Source organism: Segnochrobactrum spirostomi, assembly GCF_009600605.1.
In the GTDB taxonomy this organism is placed as follows: domain Bacteria; phylum Pseudomonadota; class Alphaproteobacteria; order Rhizobiales; family Segnochrobactraceae; genus Segnochrobactrum; species Segnochrobactrum spirostomi.
This window is the reverse complement of the sequence record NZ_VWNA01000001.1, coordinates 1,847,281-1,873,937: the sequence shown is the minus strand read 5'-3', so window position 1 is coordinate 1,873,937 and position 26,657 is coordinate 1,847,281. Positions and strand designations below refer to the sequence as shown.

The 26,657-nt window shown below is 68.3% G+C and carries 26 protein-coding genes and 1 tRNA gene; 22 read left to right on the top strand and 5 right to left on the bottom strand.

Annotation, left to right across the window (positions count from 1 at the left end):
- Nucleotides 1-153 precede the first annotated feature (153 nt).
- Nucleotides 154-921 (bottom strand): HugZ family pyridoxamine 5'-phosphate oxidase, encoded by a 768-nt coding sequence (locus F0357_RS08380; RefSeq protein WP_153479912.1) that lies wholly within the window; start codon nt 919-921, stop codon nt 154-156.
- A gap of 142 nt (nt 922-1,063) precedes the next feature.
- Between F0357_RS08380 and F0357_RS08375 the strand changes: the two genes are divergently transcribed.
- The 7 genes from F0357_RS08375 (at nt 1,064) to ahcY (ending at nt 8,250) form a co-directional block, all read left to right on the top strand.
- Nucleotides 1,064-2,479: an MATE family efflux transporter gene (locus F0357_RS08375; protein ID WP_153479911.1), complete on the top strand. Its 1,416-nt coding sequence runs from the start codon at nt 1,064-1,066 to the stop codon at nt 2,477-2,479.
- A 153-nt stretch (nt 2,480-2,632) separates the two neighbouring features.
- Nucleotides 2,633-3,334: a response regulator transcription factor gene (locus tag F0357_RS08370; RefSeq protein ID WP_153479910.1), complete on the top strand. Its 702-nt coding sequence runs from the start codon at nt 2,633-2,635 to the stop codon at nt 3,332-3,334.
- Between the two features lie 68 nt (nt 3,335-3,402).
- Nucleotides 3,403-5,364: a sensor histidine kinase gene (locus tag F0357_RS08365; RefSeq protein WP_153479909.1), complete on the top strand. Its 1,962-nt coding sequence runs from the start codon at nt 3,403-3,405 to the stop codon at nt 5,362-5,364.
- Nucleotides 5,365-5,367: 3 nt separating this feature from the next.
- Entirely contained in the window at nt 5,368-5,877 is a 510-nt protein-coding gene (locus tag F0357_RS08360) for an HPr kinase/phosphorylase (protein ID WP_153479908.1), read from the top strand.
- Nucleotides 5,878-6,015: 138 nt separating this feature from the next.
- Nucleotides 6,016-6,420, top strand: a complete 405-nt coding sequence (locus F0357_RS08355) for a PTS sugar transporter subunit IIA (RefSeq protein WP_153479907.1) — start codon at nt 6,016-6,018, stop codon at nt 6,418-6,420.
- Entirely contained in the window at nt 6,404-6,694 is a 291-nt protein-coding gene (locus F0357_RS08350) for an HPr family phosphocarrier protein (RefSeq protein WP_153479906.1), read from the top strand. Before F0357_RS08355 ends, F0357_RS08350 begins: the two co-directional genes overlap by 17 nt.
- Before the next feature lie 155 nt (nt 6,695-6,849).
- The gene (gene ahcY, locus F0357_RS08345) at nt 6,850-8,250 is read left to right on the top strand and encodes an adenosylhomocysteinase (RefSeq protein ID WP_153479905.1); all 1,401 of its coding nucleotides are present in this window, start codon (nt 6,850-6,852) and stop codon (nt 8,248-8,250) included.
- Nucleotides 8,251-8,499: 249 nt separating this feature from the next.
- Here the strand turns inward: ahcY and F0357_RS08340 are convergent, their stop codons facing one another.
- Together F0357_RS08340 and F0357_RS08335 are read right to left on the bottom strand one after the other, a co-directional pair.
- The gene (locus F0357_RS08340; RefSeq protein ID WP_153479904.1) at nt 8,500-9,993 is read right to left on the bottom strand and encodes a cytochrome P450; all 1,494 of its coding nucleotides are present in this window, start codon (nt 9,991-9,993) and stop codon (nt 8,500-8,502) included.
- Complete coding sequence (locus F0357_RS08335) at nt 9,953-10,534, bottom strand: acyl-homoserine-lactone synthase (protein WP_208948264.1); 582 nt, start codon at nt 10,532-10,534, stop codon at nt 9,953-9,955. Before F0357_RS08335 ends, F0357_RS08340 begins: the two co-directional genes overlap by 41 nt.
- Nucleotides 10,535-10,672: 138 nt before the next feature.
- Between F0357_RS08335 and F0357_RS08330 the strand changes: the two genes are divergently transcribed.
- Entirely contained in the window at nt 10,673-11,458 is a 786-nt protein-coding gene (locus F0357_RS08330) for a helix-turn-helix transcriptional regulator (RefSeq protein ID WP_153479902.1), read from the top strand.
- A 114-nt stretch (nt 11,459-11,572) separates the two neighbouring features.
- Here the strand turns inward: F0357_RS08330 and F0357_RS08325 are convergent, their stop codons facing one another.
- Nucleotides 11,573-11,959 carry a TIGR02300 family protein gene (locus tag F0357_RS08325; protein WP_312861512.1) on the bottom strand — a complete coding sequence of 129 codons (387 nt, stop codon included), beginning with the start codon at nt 11,957-11,959 and terminating at the stop codon, nt 11,573-11,575.
- Between the two features lie 226 nt (nt 11,960-12,185).
- On the opposite strand from F0357_RS08325, the gene aroA reads away from it, so the two are divergent.
- The 14 genes from aroA (at nt 12,186) to F0357_RS08255 (ending at nt 25,352) form a co-directional block, all read left to right on the top strand.
- Nucleotides 12,186-13,544 carry a 3-phosphoshikimate 1-carboxyvinyltransferase gene (gene aroA, locus F0357_RS24465; protein ID WP_153479900.1) on the top strand — a complete coding sequence of 453 codons (1,359 nt, stop codon included), beginning with the start codon at nt 12,186-12,188 and terminating at the stop codon, nt 13,542-13,544.
- A complete protein-coding gene (gene cmk / locus F0357_RS08315; protein WP_312861511.1) occupies nt 13,541-14,161 on the top strand; it encodes a (d)CMP kinase in 621 nt (206 codons plus the stop codon). The genes aroA and cmk overlap by 4 nt, the downstream gene beginning before the upstream one ends.
- Nucleotides 14,162-14,535: 374 nt before the next feature.
- Nucleotides 14,536-16,239: a 30S ribosomal protein S1 gene (rpsA, locus tag F0357_RS08310; RefSeq protein WP_153479898.1), complete on the top strand. Its 1,704-nt coding sequence runs from the start codon at nt 14,536-14,538 to the stop codon at nt 16,237-16,239.
- 263 nt (nt 16,240-16,502) lie between these two features.
- The gene (gene sppA, locus F0357_RS08305; RefSeq protein WP_312861510.1) at nt 16,503-17,498 is read left to right on the top strand and encodes a signal peptide peptidase SppA; all 996 of its coding nucleotides are present in this window, start codon (nt 16,503-16,505) and stop codon (nt 17,496-17,498) included.
- On the top strand, nt 17,495-17,794 hold the full coding sequence (locus F0357_RS08300) for an integration host factor subunit beta (RefSeq protein WP_153479896.1): 300 nt from the start codon (nt 17,495-17,497) through the stop codon (nt 17,792-17,794). Before sppA ends, F0357_RS08300 begins: the two co-directional genes overlap by 4 nt.
- Nucleotides 17,795-17,860: 66 nt before the next feature.
- Nucleotides 17,861-18,232, top strand: coding sequence for a lipopolysaccharide assembly protein LapA domain-containing protein (locus F0357_RS08295; RefSeq protein WP_153479895.1), 372 nt, complete (start codon nt 17,861-17,863; stop codon nt 18,230-18,232).
- Between the two features lie 298 nt (nt 18,233-18,530).
- Nucleotides 18,531-18,606, top strand: a tRNA-Ala gene (locus F0357_RS08290).
- 439 nt (nt 18,607-19,045) lie between these two features.
- Nucleotides 19,046-20,098, top strand: coding sequence for a phosphate ABC transporter substrate-binding protein PstS (gene pstS, locus F0357_RS08285; protein WP_153479894.1), 1,053 nt, complete (start codon nt 19,046-19,048; stop codon nt 20,096-20,098).
- Nucleotides 20,099-20,385: 287 nt separating this feature from the next.
- Nucleotides 20,386-21,363, top strand: coding sequence for a phosphate ABC transporter permease subunit PstC (gene pstC, locus F0357_RS08280; protein ID WP_153479893.1), 978 nt, complete (start codon nt 20,386-20,388; stop codon nt 21,361-21,363).
- A 49-nt stretch (nt 21,364-21,412) separates the two neighbouring features.
- Nucleotides 21,413-22,210, top strand: coding sequence for a phosphate ABC transporter permease PstA (gene pstA / locus F0357_RS08275; RefSeq protein WP_376767828.1), 798 nt, complete (start codon nt 21,413-21,415; stop codon nt 22,208-22,210).
- Nucleotides 22,207-23,001 carry a phosphate ABC transporter ATP-binding protein PstB gene (gene pstB / locus F0357_RS08270; RefSeq protein WP_153479891.1) on the top strand — a complete coding sequence of 265 codons (795 nt, stop codon included), beginning with the start codon at nt 22,207-22,209 and terminating at the stop codon, nt 22,999-23,001. The genes pstA and pstB overlap by 4 nt, the downstream gene beginning before the upstream one ends.
- 19 nt (nt 23,002-23,020) lie before the next feature.
- Nucleotides 23,021-23,743, top strand: a complete 723-nt coding sequence (gene phoU, locus F0357_RS08265) for a phosphate signaling complex protein PhoU (protein WP_153479890.1) — start codon at nt 23,021-23,023, stop codon at nt 23,741-23,743.
- A 247-nt stretch (nt 23,744-23,990) separates the two neighbouring features.
- Complete coding sequence (locus F0357_RS08260; protein ID WP_208948263.1) at nt 23,991-24,680, top strand: DUF4142 domain-containing protein; 690 nt, start codon at nt 23,991-23,993, stop codon at nt 24,678-24,680.
- A gap of 96 nt (nt 24,681-24,776) precedes the next feature.
- Nucleotides 24,777-25,352 carry a type 1 glutamine amidotransferase domain-containing protein gene (locus F0357_RS08255; protein WP_153479888.1) on the top strand — a complete coding sequence of 192 codons (576 nt, stop codon included), beginning with the start codon at nt 24,777-24,779 and terminating at the stop codon, nt 25,350-25,352.
- Nucleotides 25,353-25,455: 103 nt separating this feature from the next.
- Here the strand turns inward: F0357_RS08255 and ssuD are convergent, their stop codons facing one another.
- Nucleotides 25,456-26,610, bottom strand: a complete 1,155-nt coding sequence (gene ssuD, locus F0357_RS08250; RefSeq protein ID WP_153479887.1) for an FMNH2-dependent alkanesulfonate monooxygenase — start codon at nt 26,608-26,610, stop codon at nt 25,456-25,458.
- Nucleotides 26,611-26,657: the final 47 nt, after the last annotated feature.

Genomic DNA, 26,657 nt, shown 5'->3' with positions numbered 1-26,657 from the left:
GCTTGCCCTGACCAAGAATATGCGTGCCGCCGTCACATCAGCGTGCGCCGTCTTGGTTTTGCGATCGTATAATCGGAGCAGAATGACAATAAATCTGGATATCGGTAAAGGACGGAGGCTTGGACAGGCGCCCGGCTTCGGGTCTCGCCGGCCTTAGGTCTGCTGCTGCTGCGCCCGTGCGGCGGCGCGGGCGGCGTCGGCGAGTTCGCGCAGGGCGAGCCGCAGGGTTGTCGCGTTCGTGACCCGCTCGGGGAAGCGCACCCGCACCGTGCGGCGGGCGTCCGCGGTCATCAGGTCGAGACCGTCTGGGTCGAGGCCGGTCGCCCGCCAATCACCCGGCGCCGCGCCGGCGAGGCCCGTCGCGTAGGCCGCGAGCGCGTCGCGGTGGTCGGCGTTCATGTGTTCGAGCGCGGAGGGCTCGGCCTCGACGAGATCGGCGGCGCCGGCGAGCGGGGTCAGGAGGTCGGCGGCGGCGAAACCGCGGATGCGGCCGAAGCCGGCGACGAGGTGCGCGCCGGCGAGGGTCAATTGCCGGAAGCCGAAATCGCCGAAATCGACATAGGACGCCGCCGCAGGATGGCGGGCGAGGAAGCGCCGCCGGACCAGGGGCACGAGATCGGCGGGCACCGTGTCGAGCCGGCCGCTGAGGGTGAGGCGGGCCCCCTCCAGCGGATCGGCGATGTCGACGTCCTCGACGAGGAGCGCGGCCCGGGAATCGGCTTCGAGATTGCGGGTGTGGACGGCGAGACGCGAGACCAAGACGACCGGCGCGCCGCTCGGCAGCGTGGCATAGGTCGCGAGCGAGGCGAACGGCGCGCCGGCGCCGAGCGGCGCGTCGGCCAGCGTCCGCGTCCCGAGCGCGCAGCGCCGTGCGGTGCGAAGAAGCCGTCGGGCGATGTCGAGATCGTCGTGCGAATCCATGGATCGGGTCCCAAATGGTCGTGAAGCCATATTGGGCACGGCGCCCGTTTGCTGTGCAACAGGGGATCGTCTGGGGTAAGAGGGAGGGTCGGGCCGCTTCGGCCGCCCCCGAATCCGCCCCTACAAGAGCGCCTTGATCAGAATGCCGTCCGATTTCGCTCTCGCGTCCGCCGTGCCACCTGTCGGCGCCGCGCTGCCGCTCCGCAAGCACGTCGCCGAGACGGTGCGCCTGGCGCTGCCGATGATCGGATCGCGCGCCGGCATGATCCTGATGATCACCATCGATACGGTGGTGACCGGCTGGTCGGGGCCCGACCAGCTCGCCTTCTTCGCGGTCGGCATCGCTCCGCAGATCACGCTGATGCTGGTGGCGCTCGGCGCCCTGCAATCGACCGCCGTCCTGACCGCCCAGGCGATCGGCGCGGGTCATCCCGCCGGGGCCGGCGCCGTGCTGCGGGCGGCGCTGTTGCATGCCCTCGTGCTCGGGGTCGTCATCGGCACCGCGAGCGCCTTCTCCGAGCCGTTCTTCCGCGCCGTCGGCCAGACGCCGGAGATCGCCGCCGGCGCCGCCGCGGTGTCGCGGGCCTATGCCTATGGTCTGCCGGGCCTGCTGCTCTACGTCACCGCGGCGATGTTCCTGGAGGCGACCGGCCGGCCTCGCGTCGCCCTGATCGTCATTCTCGTCGCCGACCTCGTCAAGATCCCGCTCAATCTCGCCCTGGTGCTCGGCTGGGGCGGCTTCGTCGCGCCGATGGGGGCCGCGGGGGCCGTGCTCGGCTCGTCGGCGATCCGGTGGCTCTGCTTCGTCGCCGTCGCCTGGGTGATCTGGGCTCATCGTGCCGACCGGCGCCGGCTCGGCCTCGATGTGCCGCTGCGGACCTGGTTCGCCGAGGCGGCGCGCGCGGGCGGCGAGGTCGGGCGCAAGCTGCGCCGGCTCGGCCTGCCGATGGGCATCGCCCAGGGCGTCGAGAGCTCGGCGTTCACGGCCGTCGTGTTCATCGCCGGTGCGCTCGGCGAGGTCGCCGCGGCGGCGCACCAGACCACGATGACCCTGCTCGTCCTCGTCTATATGAGCGCCATCGGCTTCGGTGGCGCGGCGACGATCCGCACCGGCATCGCCGTCGGGCGCGGCTCGCAGCCGGACGTCCGCCGCGCCGGGCTCGTCGCGCTCGGGCTCGCGGTCGTCGCTGCGGTGCCGGTCGGCATCGCCTTCCATCTCGCGCCGCAAACGGTCGCCGGCTTCGTCACCCAGGATGTCTCGGTGCTGACCATCGCGCGCGACATGCTCATGGTCGCCGGCTGGTTCGTGGCGGTCGACGCGACGAACGGCGTGCTGCTCGGGGCGTTGCGCGGGACGGGTGACGTCTGGCTGCCGCTGTTCGCCCAAGGCGCCGCGTTCTGGTGCGTGGCGGTTCCGGCCGCGTATGCGGCGACGCACGTCCTCGGCTTCGGCCCGGTCGGGCTGTTCTACGGCATCGCGGCGGGCATGATCACCTCGCTCGCGATCCTCCTGCCGCGCTTTCTCGCGGTCTCCGCCCGGCCCTTGCACAGCCTTTGAGGAAAAGGTGGTTTGAAAGAGAAGCCGACTGCCATATTTTCGCTAGAGTAAGCGTTCACTTCGCCCAAAGTGTGGGCAGCGCCCAATTTTCGTCCGGTCCCGGACGCCGCCGCCGGAGACTTCTGGCGGCCAACTTGAGAAGGATCGCTTCATATGCCGACGATCGCCCTCGTCGACGATGATCGAAACATCCTCGCTTCGGTGTCGATCGCGCTCGAGGCGGAAGGCTACCGGGTCGAGACCTATACCGACGGCGCCTCGGCGCTCGACGGTCTCGCCCAGGCCAATCCCGACCTCGCCATCCTCGACATCAAGATGCCGCGCATGGACGGCATGGAATTGCTGCGGCGCCTGCGCCAGCGCAGCGACATGCCGGTGATCTTCCTCACCTCCAAGGACGACGAGATCGACGAATTGTTCGGCCTCAAGATGGGGGCCGACGATTTCATCCGGAAGCCATTCTCCCAGCGTCTGCTCGTCGAGCGGGTGAAGGCGGTGCTGCGCCGCTCCCAGCCGCGCGATCCGGCGGCGACGAAGGCCTCCGATGCGGCCAAGACCCTCGAGCGCGGCCTGCTGGTGATGGACCAGGAGCGCCACACCTGCACCTGGCGCGGCCTGCCGGTGACGCTCACCGTCACCGAATTCCTGATCCTCTACGCGCTCGCCCAGCGTCCCGGCGTCGTCAAGAGCCGCAACGCCCTGATGGACGCGGCCTATGACGATCAGGTCTATGTCGACGACCGCACCATCGACAGCCACATCAAGCGGCTGCGCAAGAAGTTCAAGGTCGTCGATGACGACTTCGACATGATCGAAACTCTGTACGGCGTCGGCTACCGCTTTAAAGAGATGTGATGCGCCATGGCTGTCCACACGGCCGTGCGGACGGCGTGGTGCGGCGGCGCACGGAGTGACGGCCTCTGATGGCCCTTGAAACGGAGATCGCCGGCGACAAGCCCGCCCCGCGTGACGAGGCCTCCGCCGCGCCGCCCGTCGCCGCGCGGCGCGATGCCGAGACCGACGATCCAGCGGCCGCCGGCAAGGCGCCCGAGGTCAAGCCGGTCTCCAGCGAGCCGGTCCCGGAGCCGCCGCCTGCGCCGCAGCCGCCACGACCCCGCTTCGAATGGCGCCGACCGGCCTTCCTGCGGGTGCGTGCGTGGCGCCGCCTCCTTCTGCGCACGCGGGCGGCGCTCTCGACCTATTTCTTCTCGAGCCTCACCCGGCGCATCGTCTTCCTCAACGTCGCCGCGCTCGCCGCGCTCGTCTCCGGCATCCTCTATCTCAACCAATTCCGCGCCGGGCTGATCGATGCGCGGGTGGAGAGCCTGCTCACCCAGGGCGAGATCATCGCGGCGGCGATCGCCGGCTCCGCCTCGGCCGACACCGGCACCATCACCATCGACCCCGACCGCCTCCTTCAGATGCAGGCCGGCGACACCGCCTCGCCGAACGACGAGAGCCTGCAATCGCTCGATTTCCCAATCAATCCGGAGCGCGTCGCGCCGATCCTGCGCCGGCTGATCTCGCCCACCAAGACGCGCGCCCGCATCTATGACCGCGACGGCGTGCTCCTGCTCGATTCGCGCTACCTCTATTCCCGCGGGGAGATCTTAAAGTACGACCTGCCGCCGCCCGACGCCGATGCGCCGAACTGGTTCGACCGGCTGTGGGAGATGGTGCGGGGCTGGTTCGTGCGGGGTGAGCTGCCGGTCTATCACGAATTGTCCGGCGCCGACGGGCGCGGCTATCCGGAGGTCGAGCGGGCGATCGGCGGCGCTCCGGCGAGTGTGGTGCGCGTCACCGACAACGGGCAGATCATCGTCTCGGTGGCGGTGCCGATCCAGCGTTTCCGCGCCGTCCTCGGCGTCCTGATGCTCTCGACCCAGGGCGGCGATATCGAGGCGATCCTGCGTGCCGAGCGGCTCGCCATCGTCAAGGTGTTCATCGTCGCCGCGCTCGTCACGATCACCATGTCGGTGCTGCTCGCCGGCACCATCGCCGGCCCGATGCGCCGGCTCGCCGCCGCCGCCGACCGGGTGCGCCGCGGCGTCAAGGCGCGCGAGACGATCCCAGACTTTTCCGACCGCCGCGATGAGATCGGCCATCTCGCCCGCGCGCTGCACGACATGACGAACGCGCTCTACCGGCGCATGGACGCGATCGAGGCGTTCGCCGCCGACGTCTCCCACGAGCTCAAGAACCCCCTGACCTCGCTCAAGAGCGCGGTCGAGACGCTGCCGCTTGCGAAGTCCGATGCCTCGCGCGCGCGGCTGATGGAGATCATTCACCACGACGTGCGCCGCCTGAACCGCCTCATCAGCGACATCTCGGACGCCTCCCGCCTCGATGCCGAGCTGTCGCGCCAGGATTCGGTGCCGATCGATCTCGCGGCGATCGTGGAAGCGGTGGTCGCGATCCAGCGCGGCCTCACCAAGGACGGCGGCCCAAGTCTCGTCCTCAAGATCGCCGAGGCCCGCAGCGGCACCGAACCCTATGCGACCACCGGCCACGACAGCCGGCTCGGCCAGGTGTTCACCAACCTCATCGACAACGCCCGCTCGTTCTCGCCGCCAGGCGGGTCGGTCCGGGTCGGGGTGCGCCGCGTCGGCCCGGAGATCGAGGTCACCGTCGACGACGATGGGCCGGGCATCCGCGCCGAAATGATCGACCGCATCTTCGAGCGCTTCTATACCGACCGCCCCGAACAGGACGGTTTCGGCAACAATTCGGGCCTCGGGCTTTCGATTTCCAAGCAGATCATCGAGGCGCACCAGGGTCGTATCTGGGCCGAGAACCGCACCGGGACCGACGCGGAGGGCGAGCCGAAGGTGCTGGGTGCCCGGTTCGTCGTGCGTGTCCCCGGCGGCCCGCTGCCGGGGAAATAGACGATGGCCGTGGAGGTAGACGCGACCGGCGTCGCGGCGCGGCCTCACACGGCGCGCACGATCCACGCGACCGTCCTCCTCGCCGGTGAAGCGGGCATCCTGATCCGCGGTGCGTCCGGTGCGGGCAAATCGGCGCTTGCTCTCGCGCTCCTCGATCTCCTCGCGGCTCGCGGCCGGTTCGCGCGCCTGGTCGCGGACGATCAGGTTTTTCTGGCGGCGGTGAACGGCCGCCTCTTGGCGCGCGTGCCGGCCCCGATCGCCGGTCTCGTGGAGCGGCGCGGCGCCGGAATCGAGCCGATCGCCCACGAACCCGCGGCGATCGTCCGTCTGGTGGTCGATCTCGTCGAACCGGCGGCGCTCGAGCGCGTTCCCGAGTGGCAGGAGCGCCTCGTGCGCCTCGCCGGCATCGATCTGCCGCGCTTGACGTTGCCCTGCCGCAGTGCGGAGACGGCCGCGGGTGCGGTGCTGGCGACGGTCGAACGTCTCGGAAATCCGTGCGGAACCGGCGCTTGATCGCGCTATTCGGCTTTCGCGGCTGCGAAGACACTTGCGCGTCCCGCGGGGCTGGGAAAATGTGAGGCGGCCCGGGGCCGGCCTCGGAACCCGGAACGATCCGTGCCTCCGGCGCGGACGCCATGCGTTGGAGACGCGATGATAGGTCTCGTCCTCGTCACCCACGGCCGGCTCGCCGATGAGCTCAAGGCGGCCACCGAGCATGTGGTCGGCCCGCAGACCGCGGTAGAGACGATCTGCATCGGCCCCGACGACGATATGGAGCGGCGGCGTCAGGACATTGTCGCCGCCGTCGGCCGCGTGCGCGGCGATGCGGGCGTCATCGTCCTCACCGACATGTTCGGCGGCACGCCATCCAATCTGGCGATTTCCGTGATGGAGCTCGGCCAGATCGAGGTCATCGCCGGGGTCAACCTGCCGATGCTCGTCAAGCTCGCGTCCGTTCGCGAGGAACTCGACCTCACCACCGCGGTCGACGAGGCGAAAAAGGCGGGCCAGAAATATATCAGCGTGGCGAGTCAGGTCCTTGCCGGTCACCGATAGTTCCGAGCGGGTGCGCGATCTCGCGATCGTCAACCGGCGCGGCCTGCACGCCCGCGCCGCCGCCAAGTTCGCCCGCCTCGTCGAGATGTTCGAGGCCGAGGTGCGCGTCGGTCGCGACGACCAAGAGGTCGGCGGCACCTCGATCATGGGTCTCCTGATGCTCGCGGCCGGCCCCGGCACGACGATTTCCGTCCGCGCCTGCGGCCCGCAGGCAGACGCCGTCCTCGAAGCGCTCGAATCCCTCGTCTCCCACGGGTTCGGCGAGAGCGATTGAGCCGCCTTGCGGACGGGGCGTCCATATAAAGAAATCTTTATATCCTTATTGACCCTCTCGGCGGGCGCTTTATAAGGTCCGGCACGTCCATGATGTCGGGCCCGCGCAAGCCCGCCGTGCCACAGAGGCCCGAGAGCCGTCTTGAGGAGCCGCCGATGACCGCATTCACCGATTACGTCGTGAAGGACATTTCCCTCGCCGATTGGGGCCGTACCGAGCTCGACATCGCCGAGACCGAGATGCCCGGCCTGATGGCGACCCGCGCCGAGTACGGCCCGACGCAGCCGCTGAAGGGCGCCCGCATCGCCGGCAGCCTGCACATGACGATCCAGACGGCGGCGCTCATCGAGACCCTCGTCCATCTCGGCGCCGAAGTCCGCTGGGCCTCGTGCAACATCTTCTCCACCCAGGACCATGCCGCCGCGGCAATCGCCGCGCGGGGTATCCCGGTGTTCGCCGTGAAGGGCGAGACCCTGGAAGAATACTGGACCTACACCGACAAGCTGTTCGATTGGGGCGGCGGCGAGACCGCCAACATGATCCTCGACGACGGCGGCGATGCCACCATGCTGGTTCTGATCGGCTCCAAGGCCGAGACCGACCCGTCGGTGATCGCCAACCCGAAGAACGAGGAAGAGGAAGCCTTCTTCGCCACCATCAAGGCCCGGCTGGCCAAGAACCCCGGCTGGTATTCCAAGGTGAAGGCGAACATCCGCGGCGTCTCCGAGGAGACCACCACGGGCGTGCATCGTCTTTACGAGCTGCAGAAGAAGGGCGAGCTCCCCTTCCCGGCGATCAACGTCAACGACTCGGTGACGAAGTCGAAGTTCGACAACAAGTACGGCTGCCGTGAGAGCCTGGTCGACGCGATCCGCCGTGGCACCGACGTGATGATGGCCGGCAAAGTCGCCCTGGTGTGCGGCTACGGCGACGTCGGCAAGGGTTCGGCCCAGTCGCTGTCGGGCTCCGGCGCGCGCGTCATCGTCACCGAGATCGATCCGATCTGCGCCCTTCAGGCGGCGATGGACGGCTTTGAGGTGAAGACCATCGAGCAGGCGGTGGGCGAGGCGGATATCTTCGTCACCACCACCGGCAACAAGGACATCATCACCCTCGATCACATGCGCGCCATGAAGGACATGGCGATCGTCTGCAACATCGGCCACTTCGACAACGAGATCCAGGTCGCGTCGCTGAAGAACTTCAAGTGGAAGAACGTCAAGCCGCAGGTCGACTTGATCGAATTCCCGGATTCCAAGCGCATCATCCTGCTCTCGGAAGGCCGTCTGGTGAACCTCGGCAACGCCACCGGGCACCCGAGCTTCGTGATGTCGGCCTCGTTCACCAACCAGACGCTGGCCCAGATCGAGCTGTTCACCCGCGGCGACCAGTACGAGAACAAGGTCTACGTGCTGCCGAAGCACCTCGACGAGAAGGTGGCCCGTCTGCACCTCGCCAAGCTCGGCGTGACGCTGACGCAGCTCAGCGACGAGCAGGCCGCCTATATCGGCGTCGAGAAGACCGGCCCGTTCAAGTCCGAGCACTACAAGTACTGATCGATCGGCGCCTGCTTCGGCGCGCCGCGCCGGCGCGCTGCCGATAGACGTTCGAAAGGCGACGAGCCGCCGGCGGATGCCGCGCGGCTCGTCGTGCATTCGTGGGGGCGAACGGGCGGCGACGCGCCTGGGTGTCCCACCCGTCGCCCCGGCCTGCCGCGCCCGTCCGCCATACGGCCGACCGTTCGTGGTGCCGGCCGGCCGTACTTCTCCGAGGCGGGACGGGCCGCCTCGACTGCGCCGCCGGCCTCAATTCATGGCCCGGCGGCCCTCCCGGTCGAGACCGCCGACGAGGCGCAGCCGGTTGATCGCGGCCTCGAGCAGGCTCGCGGCCGTTTCGTCGATCTCGCCGACGTCCGAGAGCGCATATTCGAGATAGGTGACCAGCGACGGCTCGACGGTCGCCGGGGCATTCTCACGCTTCTTGGCCAAGTCGCTGCGGCTCACGGGCGATCTCCTCGATGGGGGCGTGGGGGGCGGAGCAACCTCCCGAAGCCGCAGCCCGAGAAGCATCGGTGGCGGGATCAGGGTGATGGAGGGCTTCGGTCCGGGCGGCGGCCCGGCGAGCGGGCGCAGTTCGTAGGCGGCGGCGAACTCGAGCGCGAGGAGTTGCAGTTCCAGCATACCGACCCCCATGCCGACGCAGGCGCGCGGCCCCGCCCCGAAGGGCAGGAAGGCGGCGCCGGCGAACTTCCGTTCGAGATCGAACTTGTCCGGGTTCGCCCAATATTTCGGATCGCGGTGCATGTGCCAGGGCGAGATCAGGAGCGACGTGCCCGGCTTCAACGTGCGGCCGCCGAGCTCCATGCGCTGCTTGACCTCGCGCGACAGCCACCACGCCGACGGATAGAGCCGCAGCACCTCGCGCACAACGGCGAGGCTGGTCGCCGCCCCCGGCAGACGGCTTGGCACCGCCTCGCCGGTGTCGTCGCTGACCGCGCGGGCTTCCGCCGCGAGCCGGGCGGCGAGCGCCGGGTCGGCGGCGATGTGATAGAGCAGCCACGCCGCCGCGGTGCCGGTGGTGTGGTGGCCGGCGAGCAGCAGCAGCAGCACTTCGTCACCGAGCTCCTCGGGGGGCAGCTTCAGCGCATCGAGAGCGCGCAGGATCGAAGCCTGCCCGGCGCGATCCTTGGCCCGCTCGACGACGTGCATCATCTGGGCCCGGCCGTGGCGCATCCGCGCCTTCTTGCGCGCCCGCACCCAGGGCAGGTCGGGCAGCACCTTGAAGATGTCGGCGGCGAGGTCGTCCTCGACGAGCTTGATCGACTCGATGAGGAGCGTCTCGTCCTCGGCGCTGAGCACGTCCGGCCCGAACAGGATGTTGCAGATCACCCGGAGCGTCAGCCGCGAGGTGACGTGGTGGGCCTCGAAGCGGCCCTCCACCGCGAGCGCGGCCGCCTGTTCGCGGATGATGGCGGAGATTTGCGGTACGTAGGAGGTCGCGAGGCCCCGGGCGAGTTGCTGGTGCAGCGCGGCGCGACGCGCCTTGTGATCGGGGCCGGACAGCGTCATCGAGCTGCGGCCGATGATCTCGCGCAGCTTGTAGATCAGCTTGCCCTTGTCGATCATGGCCTCCTCGGCCTTCATGATCGGCTTCACGAGCTCGGGGTCGGCCACGAGCATCACGGCGTACGGCCCCATGGCGAGGGGCACCAGCGGCTCGGTCGCCGCCTTGCCGCGATCGAGGAAGAAGTTGAGCGGGTCACGCTGGAACGCGACGAGATCCGAGAACCAGTGTTTCATCGGTGATCTCCATGGTGTCGAGCAGGGCGTGCATCTTGGCGACGAGCGCCGGCGGTTGGTCGCGCAGGGGGATTTCCCCGGCGACGGCGACGATCGGGCGGCCGCGCAGATCGCGACCGATCTCCTGCGGCGGCCCGTAGCGGTGCGTCTCGATGCCGAGGACGTGGAGGAAGCGCTCGTATTCGAGGTCGGCGATGGCGACGAGTGCCCGGGCGCTGCGCATCCAGCCGAACGCGAACATCGCGGCGTAGAGCGCCTTGGCGTGGCGGCGGTGGGCGCGCATCATGCCGAGCCGGCTGATCTCCCAGCACTCCGACGAGGTCGGATAGGGGTGGGTCCAGGCGAGCTGAGGAAAGACCTCCTTGCCGAGATAGGCCCGGTCGCAGCGCAGCGCCCGGAAGGTGCCGACGAGGTCGTCGCCGACGAAGAGCGCGCAGTTCATCGGATCCATCAGATCGAACTGATCGCGCTCGGCTTCGCCCGAGACCGCGAGGTCCCATCCGAGCTCGTCAACGAAGAGTTCCTTCCGGAAAACGTGCAATCTGTGCGTCAGCACAGGATCCCGCGACGCCCGAAAGAAGACTGCCCTCAGGAGATCGTCCGCCATGGCCCTCGCCCCCGTTGCCATGTCGCGACAATTGATGGTTATCGTAGGGGGGCGGTATCACTGGAAATCGTGATGTTTGGTGCGGCGGCGGCGCTTGAAGAGGTTCTCTCGTCGATCGAACGGGCCGCCACCATCGGCGAGCTCAAACGGATCTTGCAAAACATTGCGGAGGCGACGGGCTTCAGCGCCTTTTCGTTCATCGACGGCCGCCCCGGCGACGTCACGCCTCTGGTGCTCAATACGATCGCGCCGGGCTTCGACCGCGATTATCGAAGCGAGGGTTTCGTCGACGTCGATCCCGTGATCCCGGTCTGGCGCCGGTCGAACGCGCCGTTCACCTGGGGGGCGGTGCCGCTGCCGCCGCGGCTCGGGCGGCGCTATCCGGGGGCGATCCGGACGATGATGGCGGCGCGCGATCACGGCTACCGCGAGGGCCTCGTCGTGCCCTTCCATTATGTCGATCGGCTCGGCCGGCCCTATTCGAGCGCATGCACCTTCTTCTGGACCGGGCAAGTTTCAGAGTTCCGCCGCACCGTGCGGGACAATAGTCATTGGTTGCATATGGTCATGCTGTATTGGGCGCAACGGATCGTCGACCTCGCCTCGGTGCAGCAGGGGCAGGGCAAGCGGATCCACCTCGACGACGAAACGCCCGATCTCGTCCGTCTCACCGATCGCGAGCGCGACGTGCTCGCCTGGGCGGCACGCGGCAAGACCGCCCAGGACACGGCCGAAATCCTCGGCATCGCGCTCGACACCATCGGCACCCACATGCGGGCGTGCCTGCAGAAGCTCAACGCCAACAACAAGACCCACGCAGTCGCCAAGGCGATCTATCTGCGCCTCATCGATCCGTGAGTGGAGCGGTGAGCGGGGGCGGGCGGCGGTGTCCCGGAGTCCTCGCGTCGAAACGAAATCGCCCGGCGCGAGGCCGGGCGATCGGAATCTTCGGGGGTGAGTTTCGAGAAGCGCTCAGCGCTCCTCTTCCTCGTCGACGTCGCCGATGATGTCGGTCACGTCGTCGTCGCCCTCGTCCTCCTCCTCAAGGAAGGTGTCGTCGTCCTCGCCGAGCGGCTCGATCGCGCCGTCGTCGAGATCGTCCGGCACATCCTCGCCTTCCGCGGCGTCGCCATCGGCTTCCTCGAGCGGAACGAGCTCGACGCCGCTGATCTCCTCCTCGATCTCGGCCTCGTCCTCGGCGACCGCCGCGAGCTTGGCGGCGCGCTCACGCATGGTGGCGGCGCTCGCCTCAAACACGGTGCCGCACTTCGGGCAGAGGATGGGGTCGCGGTTCAGGTCGTAATAACGGGTCCCGCAGTTCGGGCAGTGCCGTTTGGTACCGAGTTCCGGTTTTGCCACGGTCGGGCCTCGTTTCGGTAGGCGTTGGAAATGAGCGGCGCTCCCATACAGAAGCATCGCAGGGCTGTCAAAGCCCGAATGCACCGGATGCGGCCGCGGTTCAAGCGGCTTCTGTCGTTAGCGGGCTTACGGCGGCGTGACGGGCCGGGAACGTCGTGATACGAGGGCGCGCCGGGACCGACCGCGGACCGGCCTTCCGCGTCAGCACGAGCGCCGAACCGTCACGATGAGCCACGCCCACACCCCCGAACCGCTCCGCGCCGCAGCCTCCGCTCCCCTCCGCGGGCGTGTGCGGGTGCCGGGCGACAAGTCGATCTCCCACCGCTCGCTGATGCTGGGCACGCTGGCGGTCGGTGAAACGATCGTGACCGGCCTTCTCGAATCCGGCGACGTGCTCGGCACCGCCGCCGCCATGCGCGCCCTCGGCGCCCGGGTCGAGCGCGATGCCGACGGAGCTTGGCATATCCAAGGCGTCGGCGTCGGCGGTCTCCTCGAGCCCACCGCGCCGCTTGATTTCGGCAATGCCGGCACCGGCGTCCGCCTCTGCCTCGGCATGGTCGGCACCCATCCGATCGCGGTGACCGCCATCGGCGACGCCTCGCTGTCGCGCCGGCCGATGGGCCGCGTCCTCGGGCCGCTGCGCGAAATGGGGACCCAGGTCATCGCCCGCGACGGCGACCGCCTGCCGCTCTCGGTGCGCGGCGCGACGCGGCCGCTGCCGATCGAGTATCGCCTGCCGGTGCCGTCGGCGCAGGTGAAGTCGGCGATCCTGCTCGCCGCGCTCAACACCCCGGGCACGACGACGGTGATCGAACCGATCGCCACCCGCGACCACACCGAACGCATGCTCGAAGGCTTCGGCGTCGATCTCAAGATCACGATCGATGACGACGGCGCGCGCCGCATCTCGATCACCGGTCCCGTCGAGCTCACGCCGCAGCGCATCGCCGTGCCGGCCGATCCGAGCTCGGCCGCCTTCCCGCTCGTCGCCGGTCTCCTGGTGCCGGGCTCCGAGGTCACCGTCGAGGACGTGCTCCTCAACCCGACCCGCACCGGCCTCCTCGACACCCTGCGCGAGATGGGCGCGGATCTCACGATCACCAACGAGCGCCTGTCCGGTGGCGAGCGGGTCGGCGACGTCACCGTCCGCCATTCGCGGCTCAAGGGCATCACGGTTCCGGCCGCCCGCGCGCCGTCGATGATCGACGAATATCCTGTGCTCGCCGTCGCCGCCGCCTTCGCCGAGGGCGAGACGGTGATGGAGGGACTGGAAGAACTCCGGGTGAAGGAATCCGACCGCCTCGCCGCCGTGGCCGCAGGCCTCGCCGCGAACGGGGTCGTACACGAGGCGGGTCCCGATTGGCTCCGGGTTCGGGGCCGCACCGGCGCGATCGGCGGGGGCGCGGTTGCGACCCATCTCGATCACCGCATCGCCATGAGCTTCCTCGTCATGGGGCTCGCGAGCGACAGCCCGGTCGCGGTCGACGACACCGCGATGATCGCGACGAGCTTCCCGAGCTTCCTGACGCTGATGTCGGGCCTCGGCGCGACGCTCACCCGCGACGAGGCGGGCCTTTCGGCGTGATCGTCGCGATCGACGGACCCGCGGCGTCGGGCAAGGGCACGCTCGCCCGCCGCCTCGCCGCCCATTATGGCCTGCCGCACCTCGATACGGGGCTGCTCTACCGTGCCGTCGGCCACACGCTGATGACCCGCGGCCTCGATCTCGACGACGAGGCGGCGGCCGTCGCGGCGGCCGAGACGCTTGCCCTTCAGGCCCTCGACCGCGAGGTGCTGTCGCGCCACGAGGTCGGCGAGGCGGCCTCGCGGGTCGCCGCCATGCCGGCGGTGCGCGCGGCCCTGCTCCAGCGCCAGCGCGATTTCGGGCGGGCCGGCGCGGTGCTCGACGGCCGCGACATCGGCACCGTCGTGTTTCCCGACGCCGACGTGAAGCTCTTCGTCACCGCGAGCGTCGAAGAGCGGGCGCGCCGGCGCGTCGCCGAGATGCGCGGCCGCGGCATTGCCGTCGACGCGGCGGCCGTGCTCGACGATCTGAAGCGCCGCGACGCCCGGGATTCCTCCCGCGCGACCGCCCCGCTTAAGGCCGCGGACGATGCCGTCGTCATCGACACCACGACGCTTGACGCCGAAGAGGCCTTCGCCGCCGCGATCGCGGCGGTGGACCGCGCCCGGGCGTCGTGAGCACGCCGAGACGCGCGGCACCACGCAGAACGAAAGCGTGAAGCGCGAGAATTGGCTCTGTTCTGCCGTTTCGGCTTGTCCCACGGCCGCCTGATCGTTATGTAAACCGCGTCAAAGCTGGCGCGGCTGCCGATCGGGTCCGCGAAGCGAACGAAGGGGCGGCCTCAAGCGCGCCCCCTTTCGGCGTTTCGCAGAAGGACGGGCGGCGCGGCACGCGAAGGGTGGCGGCCGGTTTGCGTCGGCCATGCCCGCGACACCCCCGATCGAAGAGCCCGCTTGTGCCGGCCCGTCCCGTCGAGGACGGCGGCCCGTGAGGGCCCGGGTTCGACGATCGGTCCGATGAACTCGAACCGCCGGCACGCTCAGGAGTCTGAATGGCCTCGTTCCAAACCCCGTCGCGCGAAGATTTCGCTGCGCTGCTCGACGAATCTCTCGGCCGTGCCGAGATGCACGAAGGTTCCGTTGTTAAGGGAATCGTCGTTGCGATCGAAAAGGACCTCGCCGTCATCGACGTCGGCCTGAAGGTCGAAGGGCGTGTCGCCCTCAAGGAATTCGGCGCCCGCGCCCGCGACGGCGCCCTCAACGTTGGCGACGAAGTCGAGGTCTATCTCGAGCGCGTCGAGAACGCCCTCGGCGAAGCCGTGCTGTCGCGCGAGAAGGCCCGCCGCGAAGAGAGCTGGGTCCGTCTCGAGGAAGCCTTCAACAAGGGCGAGAAGGTCAACGGCCAGATCTTCAATCAGGTCAAGGGCGGCTTCACCGTCGACCTCGACGGCGCCGTGGCCTTCCTGCCGCGCAGCCAGGTCGACATCCGCCCGGTGCGCGACGTCGGCCCGCTGATGCACAACGCGCAGCCGTTCCAGATCCTCAAGATGGACAAGCGGCGCGGCAACATCGTCGTGTCCCGCCGCGTGGTGCTCGAAGAGACCCGCGCCGAGCAGCGCTCCGAGCTCGTCCAGAGCCTCGAGGAAGGCCAGATCATCGAGGGCGTCGTCAAGAACATCACCGATTACGGTGCGTTCGTCGACCTCGGCGGCATCGACGGCCTCCTGCACGTCACCGATATGGCGTGGCGCCGCGTCAACCATCCGTCCGAGATCCTCACGATCGGCCAGACCGTCCGCGTGCAGATCATCCGCGTCAATCACGAGACGCACCGCATCTCGCTCGGCATGAAGCAGCTCCTCGCCGATCCGTGGGAGGGCATCGAGGCCAAGTATCCGGTCAACGCGCGCTTCAAGGGCCGCGTGACGAACATCACCGACTACGGTGCGTTCGTCGAGCTGGAGCCGGGCATCGAAGGCCTCATCCACGTCTCCGAGATGAGCTGGACCAAGAAGAACGTTCACCCGGGCAAGATCGTCTCCACTTCGCAGGAAGTGGAAGTGATGATCCTCGAGGTCGACTCGGTGAAGCGCCGCATTTCGCTCGGTCTCAAGCAGACCCTGTCGAACCCGTGGGAGAGCTTCGTCGAGAAGTACCCGATCGGCTCGGTGGTCGAAGGCGAGGTCAAGAACAAGACCGAATTCGGTCTGTTCCTCGGTCTCGACGGCGACGTCGACGGCATGGTCCACCTCTCCGACCTCGACTGGAACCGTCCGGGCGAGCAGGTCATCGAGGAGTTCCGCAAGGGCGAAGTCGTCAAGGCGCAGGTTCTCGACGTCGACGTCGAGAAGGAGCGCATCTCGCTCGGCATCAAGCAGCTCGCCGGCGATCCGTTCGCGGAAGCGGGCGACCTGAAGAAGGGCGCGATCGTCACCTGCGAAGTCACCGAGGTGAAGGAAGGCGGTCTCGAGGTGAAGTTGATCGGGACCGATCTCACCTCCTTCATCCGCCGTGCCGACCTCGCGCGCGAGCGCGGCGACCAGCGGCCGGAGCGGTTCGCCCCGGGCGAGAAGGTGGATGCCCGCATCCTCCAGTTCGACCGTCGCGCCCGCAAGGTCCAGGTCTCCATCAAGGCGCTCGAGATCGCCGAGGAGAAGGAGGCCGTGGCTCAGTACGGCTCTGCCGACGCCGGCGCCTCGCTCGGCGACATCCTGGGCGCCGCTCTGCGCGCCCGCCAGGACGGCGACAAGGACTGATCCCGGTCGCGGCCGGCTCGTCCGGCCGCTTCCGTCACGCTCTCGAAGGCCCGCCGATCGGCGGGCCTTCTTTTTTGGGCCGTCGAGCGCGGCGCCTTCGGCCGCGCTCTGTCGGCCGGCTTCCGCTCCCGGTTCGGGTCGATCGCGCGTATCCCCTTGCTTCTGGCTTGCTTTCGCCGCATGCGTCTGCTTCATCGCGGGCGACCCATCAGGGGTTGGCCCACCGCGGCCGACGCCCGATCATGCGAACGGAGGGACCACCCGTGAGCCTCGACGCGGATACCATCGTCGATCGCCGGCGCCTTCGGCGCTCACTGTCGGCGTGGCGGGTGATCGGCATCGTCGCGCTCGTCGCGCTTGCGGTCGCCGTCGCAGCGCTCGCCTCCGGCGGCTGGCGCCATCTGATCGGTCGCGACGGGCCGCAGATCGCCCGCATCGCCGTCACCGGCATGATCCTCGAAGATCGCGACCGCATCCGGATGATCGACCGCATCGCCCGCGACCCCAATGTCGCCGGCGTCATCGTGGCGATCGACAGCCCCGGCGGGTCGACTACGGGCGGGGAGGACCTCTATGAGGCCCTGCGCGCGCTCTCGGCCAAGAAGCCGACGGTCGCCGTGATCGGCACGCTCGGCGCCTCGGCGGCCTACATGACCGCGATCGCCACCGATTACATCGTGGCGCGGCGCACGTCGCTCACCGGCTCGATCGGCGTGCTCTTCCAATATGGCGAGGCGAGCAAGCTGCTCGACAAGATCGGCATCAGCGTCGATTCCGTGAAGAGCTCGCCGCTCAAGGCCGAGCCGACCCCGTTCGCGCCGCCGCCGCCCGAGGCCAAGGCGATGCTCGAGGGCCTCGTCAAGGACACCTACGACTGGTTCGTCTCGATCGTCGCGGAGCGCCGCCATCTCGCCCCCGACGTCGCCCGGACGCTCGCCGATGGACGCGTCTTCACCGGCCATCAGGCGCTCGAGGCGAAGCTCGTGGACGCGCTCGGCGGCGAGGGGGCGGCGATCGCCTGGCTCGAGACCGCGCGGAAGGTTCCGACGGGGCTGCCGGTGCGCACCTGGAAGGTCGAGCGCGACCGCGGCCTGTGGTCGCTCGGCTCCGATCTCGGTGCGGCGCTCGGCCACGGATTCTGGGGCGCTTTGTCTGAAGAGATCGGCGGCGATGCGATCCCGCGTCGCCTTGACGGCCTCACCTCCCTTTGGCAGCTTGGGCCGTCCGAGCGCGGCGATCTAGTTGGGGCGATGCCATGATCAAGTCGGAGCTCGTGCAGCGAATTGCCGAACGAAACCCGCATCTCTACCAGCGCGACGTCGAGAACATCGTCAACGCGATCCTGGACGAGATCGTGGCCGCTCTGGCTCGGGGCGATCGGGTGGAGCTCCGGGGCTTCGGAGCCTTCTCGGTGAAGAACCGGCCGGCGCGGCTCGGGCGCAATCCGCGCACCGGCGAACAGGTCGATGTCGACGAGAAATATGTGCCGTTCTTCAAGACCGGCAAGGAGATGCGGCTTCGTCTGAACGACGGCGTCGACCACGGCGACGAATAGCCGATCCGCAATCGCGGCCGCGGTTCCGCGTTATGTGGCGGGTCGCGGCCGGAGAGGCGAGGGCCCATGCGCATCCTGAAAATCCTCATCGTCGTTCCGGTCGCGATCGTTCTGATCGCCTTCGCGGTGGCGAACCGGCAGCCGATGAGCCTGCACCTCGATCCATTCGGGGCCGCAACCGCCTCCGGCCTCCAGGCCGAACTGCCGGTTTATTGGGTGGTGTTCGCGGCGCTCGCGATCGGCGTGATCGTCGGCGGCGTCGCCATGTGGTTCGCCGGCGGCCAGCATCGCCGCGCGGCACGGCTGCACCGGCGCGAGGCGCAGCGCCTGCGCGCCGAGATGGAATTCGCGCGCACCCACGCCCCCGTCGCCGCGGGCCGCGTGGCCGAGCCCCCTCGGGCCGCGCTCGCGGCTCCGGGCGGACAGCGCGCCGCCTGATCGGCACGCACCCTCGATAGGGTGCTTTGCGGGCAGGCGGCCGTCGTATTTTTTTGCCCGCTCCACCCCCGCTATCCACAGGGACGTTTCGCCGGCGCACCACCCTCGGTGGATCGAGAGGGCTGAATATCATTTAAAATCAAATACTTGATGCGAGGGGTCGAGAGTGCCCGGACCGACCTTCATCGGCGCGTATTTCACTTGATTCCGAAAAGCGCTCCGCCTAATGTCCGCGGCGTCTCAGCGGTGTTCGCCATCCCAAAGCGAGCGGGCACATTCAACGCATGAGGCTGGTCGTGGGGCCATAGCTCAGTTGGGAGAGCGCTTGAATGGCATTCAAGAGGTCAGGGGTTCGACTCCCCTTGGCTCCACCAAATTCCCTCCCGCGCCGTATAGAGTCCGCTGTATCCGTTACGGTCGTGTCGTGATGTGCCGGGCCATCCTGGAGCCGTCCCGGATCGAGTGGCTTGCGAAGCTGCCGGCTGCTTCGGGTCCGGGGGCCTTCGTTGCGATAACGAAGAGTTGTGAACGGTGCGTCCGGCGTCGCCCGCGGCGAGGCCCGCTCCGGTGTCAAATGTCGCGATTGGTCAGCCGTGCAGCGCGTCTGCCGCGCCTCGCCGCTTCATCTCTAAGCCGCGAAAATAAAAAGAGAAAGCGGCGTCCTGCGCGGCCGCTCCCAGACTTTCATCGTAATGTCATCCAAGCAGCCTAGAGCGGGTGTCGTGCCGATTATCCGCCCGAACTCATGCGCGAGTTCGCGGCTCTCGTTCAATGGGTCCTGATGGCGGGACCGCAACGATCCACGAGGCTCAGATGACCTTCTTCAACCGGACGCGGCTCGCCGCGCTGATCGCTGGCTCGGTGGCGCTCGTCGCCGCCGGCGTCGCCCAGGCCGCCGACATTTCCGGCGCCGGCGCGACCTTCCCCTACCCGATCTATGCGAAGTGGGCCGAGGCCTATAAGGCGAAGACGGGCAACGGCCTGAACTATCAGTCGATCGGCTCCGGCGGCGGCATCAAGCAGATCAAGGCTGGCACCGTGACCTTCGGCGCCTCCGACGCCCCGCTGAAGCCGGCGGACCTCGAAGCGGCCGGTCTCGCCCAGTTCCCGACCGTCATCGGCGGCGTGGTTCCCGTGGTCAACATCGACGGCATCAAGGCCGGCGAAATCGCCCTCGACGGCCAGACCCTCGCCGACATCTTCCAGGGCAAGATCACGGCCTGGAACGACCCGGCGATCGCCAAGCTGAACCCGGGCGTCAGCCTGCCCGCGACCGCCATCGCGGTCGTGCATCGCTCCGACGGATCGGGCACCACCTTCGTGTTCTCGACCTACCTCTCGCAGGTTAGCGAAGCCTGGAAGTCCGGCGTCGGCGCCAATGCCTCGCTCGAGTGGCCGGTCGGCATCGGCGCGAAGGGCAACGAAGGCGTTGCCGCCAACGTCACCCAGACCAAGGGCGCGATCGGCTACGTCGAGTACGCCTACGCCAAGCAGAACAACATCACCTATCTCAACATGATCAACGCGGCGGGCAAGAAGATCACCCCGACCGCCGAAGCCTTCCAGGCTGCCGCGGCGGCCGTCGACTGGTCGAAGACCCCGGGCTTCTACGCCATCCTGACCAACGAGCCGGGCGAGACCGTGTGGCCGATCTCGGCCGCCACCTTCATCCTCATCCACAAGAACCCGAAGGATCCGGCGGCTGTTGCCGAGGCCCTGAAGTTCTTCGCCTGGGCCTATGCCGACGGCGACAAGATGGCGGAAGACCTCGCCTACGTTCCGCTTCCGGACAGCGTCGTGAAGCTGGTCGAGGCGTCCTGGGACGAGATCAAGGCCGACGGCAAGCCGGTCTACGCCGGGCAGTGATCCAATGACGGAGGCGGCGGGCGTCAGCGCCCGCCGCTTTCGGCGTTACTCCGGCATCCGTCCGCGCCTCACGGGCGCGGGTCGGGCCGCCGCGGGGATCGCCTTGCTGCCGTCGCGTCTCCGATCTTTCGGGGGCGGTTTGCGGCGGTATAGCGGCGCCCTATCATCTCGGCATGGCTCGTCCGATCCGCTGCGATCGCTGCGAGCAGACAGCTTGACCATATCCTGATCCCGGGGAACGGACCGCAGCGGTTCGGAGCGGAATCGAGAGGAAGGCCGGCAGATCCATGGCGGACATGGCACTCGACCACAGCGAGACTTCCGTGCGGAAGGGAACGCTCCGGCGTTTCGCCGCCACCGACAACGCCTTTAGGGGGATGACCTGGGCGTCGGCGGTCCTCGTCCTCCTCATCCTCGGCGGCGTCATCTTCTCGCTCATCCAAGGCTCGCTGCCGGCGTTGAACGCGCTCGGCCTCGGCTTCTTCCTGACCCAATCGTGGAACCCCGTCACCGAGAATTTCGGCGCGCTGGCGCCGATCTACGGCACGGTGGTGACCTCGCTCATCGCCATGGTGATCGCCATTCCGGTCGGCATCGGCATCGCGATCTTCCTGACCGAGCTCTGCCCGCGGCCGCTGCGCCGCCCGATCGCCATCGCGATCGAGCTTCTCGCCGGCATCCCCTCGATCATCTACGGCATCTGGGGCCTCTTCGTCTTCGCCCCGTTCCTTCAAGAGCACGTCCAGCCCGCGCTGATCGCCGCCTTCGGCGACATCCCGGGCCTGTCCAGCATCTTCGCCGGCCCGCCTTACGGCATCGGCGTGCTGACGGCGGGGCTCATCCTCGCCATCATGGTGCTGCCCTTCATCTCCTCGATCACCCGCGATGTGTTCGACACCGTGCCGCCGATGCTCAAGGAATCGGCATACGGGCTCGGCTGCACGACGTGGGAAGTGATCAAGCAGGTGGTGCTGCCGTTCACCCGGGTCGGCGTCATCGGCGGGATCATGCTCGCCCTCGGCCGTGCCCTCGGCGAGACCATGGCGGTGACCTTCGTGATCGGCAACGCCCATCGCATCTCGACGTCGATCCTCGCGCCGGGCACCACGATCTCCGCGACCATCGCGAACGAGTTCACCGAAGCCGACGGCGCGGTCTACACTTCGTCCCTGTTGCTGCTCGGCCTCATCCTCTTCGTCATCACCTTCATCGTCCTCGCCGCGGCACGCTACATGCTGATGCGGATCGAGAAGCGGCTCGGCTGAGGAAGAACGACGGATGTACGCGACCCGCAAATTCCGCAATGCCCTGTTCATGGCGCTTTCGCTCGGCGCCGCCATCTTCGGCATCCTCTGGCTCGTGCTGATCCTGGTCGGGCTCCTCTACAAGGGCATCTCAGGCCTCAGCCTGGAAGTCTTCACCGAGATGACGCCGCCGCCCGGCAGCGCGGGCGGCCTCCTCAACGCGATCGTCGGCGGTCTGCTTATGCAGGTGATCGGTGTGCTCGTCGGCACCCCGGTCGGCATGCTCGCGGGCACCTACCTCGCCGAATATGGCCGCCACACCCGGCTCGCCACGATCGTGCGGTTCATCAACGACATCCTGCTCTCGGCGCCCTCCATCGTGGTCGGCCTGTTCATCTACGAGCTGATGGTCGTGCCGATGGGCCATTTCTCCGGCATCGCCGGTGCCATGGCACTCGCGGTGATCGTCGTGCCGGTCGTCGTGCGCACCACGGAGAACATGCTCCTGCTGGTGCCGAACCAATTGCGTGAGGCGGCCTCGGCGCTCGGCGCGCCGCGCTGGTTCGTGATTTCCAAGGTCGCCTACCGCGCGGCCAAGGCCGGCATCATCACCGGCATCCTGCTCGCGATCGCCCGCATCGCCGGCGAGACCGCACCGCTCCTGTTCACCGCGCTCGGCAACCAGTTCTGGAGCGTCGATCTCAACGCCCCGATGGCGAGCCTGCCGCAGGTCATCTTCCAGTTCGCGCTCAGCCCCTACGAGGACTGGCAGCGTCTCGCCTGGACGGGTGCCCTGATCATCACGTTCGCGGTGCTCGCCCTCAGCATCATCGCCCGCACGTTGGCCAATACGAGGACCGACCGATGACCGTCCCGTCCATCGACACCACCCAGGCCTCCACGCTGCGCGAGAAGGTCACGATCAAGGATCTGTCGTTCTTCTACGGCGACTCCAAGGCGCTGAAGAACATCAACCTGCCGCTCTACGACCGGACGGTCACCGCTTTCATCGGCCCGTCGGGTTGCGGCAAGTCGACCCTGCTGCGCATCCTCAACCGCATCTACGAGCTCTATCCGAAGCAGCGCGCCGAAGGTCAGGTGCTGCTGGACGGCAAGAACATCCTGGAAAGCGGGCAGGACCTCAACCTGCTGCGTGCCAAGATCGGCATGGTGTTCCAGAAGCCGACGCCGTTCCCGATGACGATCTACGACAACATCGCGTTCGGCATCCGGCTCTACGAGAAGCTGCCGGCGTCCGAGCTCGAAGGCCGCATCGAGCATGCGCTGCGCCGCGCCGCGCTGTGGGAAGAGGTCAAGGACAAGCTGCACAAGAGCGGTATGGGCCTGTCCGGCGGCCAGCAGCAGCGCCTCTGCATCGCCCGCTCCGTCGCGGTGAAGCCCGATGTCATCCTGTTCGACGAGCCGTGCTCGGCCCTCGATCCGATCTCGACCGGCAAGATCGAAGAACTGATCGACGAGCTGAAGAGCGATTACACGATCGCCATCGTCACCCACAACATGCAGCAGGCGGCCCGCGTCTCGAAATACACCGCCTTCATGTATCTCGGCGAACTCATCGAGTTCGATGTGACTGACAAGATCTTCACGGCTCCGTCGCAGAAGAAGACGGAAGAATACATCACCGGCCGGTTCGGCTGACGAGAGCGAGGAGCGGAAGATGGAGCGCGAACATCTCGTCAAGGCCTTCGACGAAGAGCTGCGGACCGTGACCGACCGGGTGGTCGAGATGGGCGCGCGGGTCGAGCGGCTGTTCGATGCCGCCGTGGACGCCTTGGTCGACGGCGACATCAATCGGGCCTCCAACCTCGTGATCGAGGATGCCCAGATCGACGCCCTCGACGCGGAAGTGGAAGAGGCCGCGATCCACGTAATCGCCCGGCGCCAGCCGGTCGCGGCGGATCTGCGCGAGATCTTTTCGGCGGTGCGCATCGCGGCCGATCTCGAGCGCGTCGGCGATCTTTCGAAGAATATCGCCAAGCGCGCCGTGCTGCTCGGCCACGACCGGCCGAAGCCGGGCACCACGACCGTGCTCGAAGACATGGCCGTGTTCGCCAAGAAGCAGCTTCATGACGTGATCGACGCCTACATCAACGGCGACAGCGTGAAGGCGGAGGCCGTGCTCAACGGCGACGTCGAGCTCGACACCTATTATTCGGCCTGCTTCCGTCAGCTCATCACCTACATGATGGAAGACACCCGCTCGATCACGAGCTGCGCCCACCTCCTGCACGTGGCGAAGAGCGTCGAGCGCGTCGGCGACCACGCCACCAACATCGCCGAATATGTGCTGTTCCGGGTGAAGGGCGAGATCCCGCGCGGCCGCCCGAAGGGCGCCGATCTCGAGGACGTGCTCGCCCGCGATCTCGGCAAGGGCGCCTGACAGGGCTCCGAGCTCTATGGCCTCCCCCGGCCGTGGCCGGGCCTCAGACCTGACGAAAAGGCGCGTCCGACGGGCGCGCCTTTCTCATTTCGGCCGCCGAGCCTGCCGCTCACGGCGGCCCTTCAGGGACGAGCGGGCGGCCTCCGCGGGACGCTGCCGGCCCCCGCGGATGGAACACGCGCCGGCCGAACGGGTTGATCCCCCGAACGCGCCCGCCAATGCGGGCGCCCTATTCGGGAGAAACTCCATGAAGACAGCGCGCATCACCGCCGCGGCCCTCGTCGTTCCTGCCTTCCTGTCGCTCGCGCCGGTTCCCGCGGCATTCGCACAAAGCCAGCCGCCGGCCATGGATCCCACCAATCCGTCCGGGGCGACCCAGCCGATGGATTCCGAGGGCAAGGCGCCGGATGTCGTGCCCCGTGCGCCGGCCGGCCAGATGCCCTCGCCCGGCCAGCAGGTGATGAACCCGGCGACTTCGAACCCGACCCGGGCGACGACGGATCTCAAGACCTTCGTCGACAAGGCGGCGATCTCCGGTGTCTACGAGATCGCCACCGCCGAGGTCGCGCTGAAGCGTGCCACCAATCCCGAGATCAAGGCGTTCGCCCAGGCGATGATCACCGATCACACGCGCCTGTCGCGCAGCCTCGCCCGCGCCGCCCGCCGCGCCGATCCCTCGATCGTCATCCCGGCCGGGCTGGACGCCGCCCACGCCCAGGAGCTGAAGCGACTTCAGGGCATGAAGAAGGGCGCCGCCTTCGACCGCGCCTATGTGATGGGCCAGCTTCTCGCCCATCAGGAGGCGGTCGGCCTGTTCGGCACCTATGCGAAGCAGAACCGCGGCACACCGCTCGCGACCTTCGCGCGTCAGGCGCTGCCGGTTCTGCAGACCCATCTCGCCCACGTCACCGCTCTCTCCGAGCAGATGGTCCAATAACGGCCGCTCGGAGCGGGATCGGCACCCGGCCGGCGGACCCGTGAGCGCGATCGCATTCGGGGACGCCGGCGGGCGCTTCCAGACCAGGAGCTCATCATGACCGACATCACCAAGGCGAAGATCGTCATCGTGGCGACCGACGGATACGAGCAATCCGAGCTCGAGGTGCCGCTGCGCAAGCTCAAGGAGGCTGGCGCGACCGTCGAGGTCGCCGCGCCGGCGGGCACCCGTAATCCCGGCGAGATCCTCGGCTGGGACGAGAAGGATTGGGGCCGCCCGGTGAAGATCGACAAGGGTCTCGATTCGATCCGCGCCGCCGATTACGACGCGCTCGTGCTGCCGGGCGGCCAGATCAACCCGGACAAGCTGCGCCTCGAGCCGAAAGCGGTCGAACTGGTCAAGGAATTCGTCAACGCTGGCAAAGTCGTCGCGGCGATCTGCCATGGCCCGTGGCTGCTCGTCGAGGCCGGGGTCGCCAAGGGGCGCCGGCTGACATCCTACAAATCGATCAAGACCGACGTGAAGAATGCCGGCGGCATCTGGGTCGACGAGGAGGTCGTCACCGACCGGGGCGTCGTCACGAGCCGCTCGCCCGCCGACCTCGACGCCTTCGTCGGCAAGATCATCGAGGAGATCAGCGAGGGCGCCCACCAGCGGCCGGCGGTCGCCTGACCGCACCGCATTCGCTCACCTCGTAGCGAACCGCATCGACGCGGCGCGCCGGCAAGCCCGGCGCGCCGTATTTTCGTGACGGCGAGCGGTGCCGCGATCCCGGTTACGAGGCGGAGACCTTGAGCCCACCGCCGCCGCGGCCGAATTCGAGATCCCAGCCGCGCTCCTTCAGCACCTGCGCCCCGGCGATGCCGAGTTCGGGGAACAAGAGCTCCGCGACGTTGAAGGCCTCCTCGAGGTGCGGATAGGCCGAGGCGATCACCGTCTCGATGCCGGCTTCGCGATATTCCCGCAGCCGGGCCGCGACGTTCGCAGGGTTCCCGACGAGCGCGGTGCCGGCGCCGCCGCGCACCAGGCCGAGCCCCGCCCAGAGGTTCGGCCCGATGACGAGATTGTCCCGCCTGCCTTTGTGCAGCGCCGACATGCGCTTCTGCCCGACCGATTCCGAGACGGTGAGGAATTCCCGCTGTGCCTCGGCGACGAGATCGTCGGTGACGTGGCTGATGAGCCGGTCCGCCGCCGCCCAGGCCTCCGCCTCGGTCTCCCGGACGATGAGATGGATGCGCAGGCCGAACCGGACCGTACGCTCGGTCTCGGCGGCCTTCGCGCGCACCCGGTCGAGCTTTTCGGACAGGAGGTCGATCGGCTCGCCCCAGCTCAGATAGACGTCGGCGTGCTTGGCCGCGACCGCGATGCCGGCGTCCGACGAGCCGCCGAACCACAACGGCGGGTGGGGCCGCTGGATGGGCGGGAACGAGATGTCCGTCCCCTTGGCCCAGAGATGCTCACCGTGAAAATCGACCGGCTCGCCCGACAGGATCTGGCGCCAGATGGTCAGGAATTCGTCGGTTTGGGCATAGCGTTCGTCGTGGCCGAGGGCGATGCCGTCGCCGGCGAGGTCGGCCGGGTCCGCGCCCGCGACGACGTTGAACAGCGCCCGCCCGCCGGAGATGCGGTCGAGGGCGGCGGCGTGGCGGGCAAACAGGGCCGGCGTTCCGCTGCCGGGCCGGAGCGCGACCAGGAAGCGCAGCCGCTCCGTGGTCGGGATCAGCGCGGCGGCGGTGATCCAGGCGTCCTCGCAGCGGGTGCCCGTCGGCAGCAGCACGCCCGAGAATCCGAGCCGGTCCACGGCCTGTGCGATGTCGCGCAGATAGCCGAACGTCGCCGGGCGGTGGCGCGCGTCGGTGCCGAGATAGGGACCGTCGCCGTGCGTCGGGAGATACCAATAGAGGTCGATCGGCTTATCGGGCGTGGACATTGGGCCTCCTGAGGGGCGGGCGTTCGGGGCGTGCGGCGGCTCTCGGG

Excerpts from the sequence above, each read along its gene's own strand:
- F0357_RS08300 (WP_153479896.1), top strand. The coding sequence starts at position 17,495 with ATGATCAAGTCGGAGCTCGTGCAGCGAATTGCCGAACGAAACCCGCAT.
- pstC (WP_153479893.1), top strand. The coding sequence starts at position 20,386 with ATGGCGGACATGGCACTCGACCACAGCGAGACTTCCGTGCGGAAGGGA.
- phoU (WP_153479890.1), top strand. The coding sequence starts at position 23,021 with ATGGAGCGCGAACATCTCGTCAAGGCCTTCGACGAAGAGCTGCGGACC.
- F0357_RS08355 (WP_153479907.1), top strand. The coding sequence starts at position 6,016 with ATGATAGGTCTCGTCCTCGTCACCCACGGCCGGCTCGCCGATGAGCTC.
- aroA (WP_153479900.1), top strand. The coding sequence starts at position 12,186 with ATGAGCCACGCCCACACCCCCGAACCGCTCCGCGCCGCAGCCTCCGCT.
- F0357_RS08360 (WP_153479908.1), top strand. The coding sequence starts at position 5,368 with ATGGCCGTGGAGGTAGACGCGACCGGCGTCGCGGCGCGGCCTCACACG.
- F0357_RS08365 (WP_153479909.1), top strand. The coding sequence starts at position 3,403 with ATGGCCCTTGAAACGGAGATCGCCGGCGACAAGCCCGCCCCGCGTGAC.
- F0357_RS08295 (WP_153479895.1), top strand. The coding sequence starts at position 17,861 with ATGCGCATCCTGAAAATCCTCATCGTCGTTCCGGTCGCGATCGTTCTG.
- ahcY (WP_153479905.1), top strand. The coding sequence starts at position 6,850 with ATGACCGCATTCACCGATTACGTCGTGAAGGACATTTCCCTCGCCGAT.
- F0357_RS08370 (WP_153479910.1), top strand. The coding sequence starts at position 2,633 with ATGCCGACGATCGCCCTCGTCGACGATGATCGAAACATCCTCGCTTCG.
- ssuD (WP_153479887.1), bottom strand. The coding sequence starts at position 26,610 with ATGTCCACGCCCGATAAGCCGATCGACCTCTATTGGTATCTCCCGACG.
- F0357_RS08340 (WP_153479904.1), bottom strand. The coding sequence starts at position 9,993 with ATGAAACACTGGTTCTCGGATCTCGTCGCGTTCCAGCGTGACCCGCTC.
- rpsA (WP_153479898.1), top strand. The coding sequence starts at position 14,536 with ATGGCCTCGTTCCAAACCCCGTCGCGCGAAGATTTCGCTGCGCTGCTC.
- pstB (WP_153479891.1), top strand. The coding sequence starts at position 22,207 with ATGACCGTCCCGTCCATCGACACCACCCAGGCCTCCACGCTGCGCGAG.
- F0357_RS08330 (WP_153479902.1), top strand. The coding sequence starts at position 10,673 with ATGTTTGGTGCGGCGGCGGCGCTTGAAGAGGTTCTCTCGTCGATCGAA.
- F0357_RS08255 (WP_153479888.1), top strand. The coding sequence starts at position 24,777 with ATGACCGACATCACCAAGGCGAAGATCGTCATCGTGGCGACCGACGGA.
- F0357_RS08375 (WP_153479911.1), top strand. The coding sequence starts at position 1,064 with ATGCCGTCCGATTTCGCTCTCGCGTCCGCCGTGCCACCTGTCGGCGCC.
- F0357_RS08380 (WP_153479912.1), bottom strand. The coding sequence starts at position 921 with ATGGATTCGCACGACGATCTCGACATCGCCCGACGGCTTCTTCGCACC.
- pstA (WP_376767828.1), top strand. The coding sequence starts at position 21,413 with ATGGCGCTTTCGCTCGGCGCCGCCATCTTCGGCATCCTCTGGCTCGTG.
- F0357_RS08260 (WP_208948263.1), top strand. The coding sequence starts at position 23,991 with ATGAAGACAGCGCGCATCACCGCCGCGGCCCTCGTCGTTCCTGCCTTC.
- pstS (WP_153479894.1), top strand. The coding sequence starts at position 19,046 with ATGACCTTCTTCAACCGGACGCGGCTCGCCGCGCTGATCGCTGGCTCG.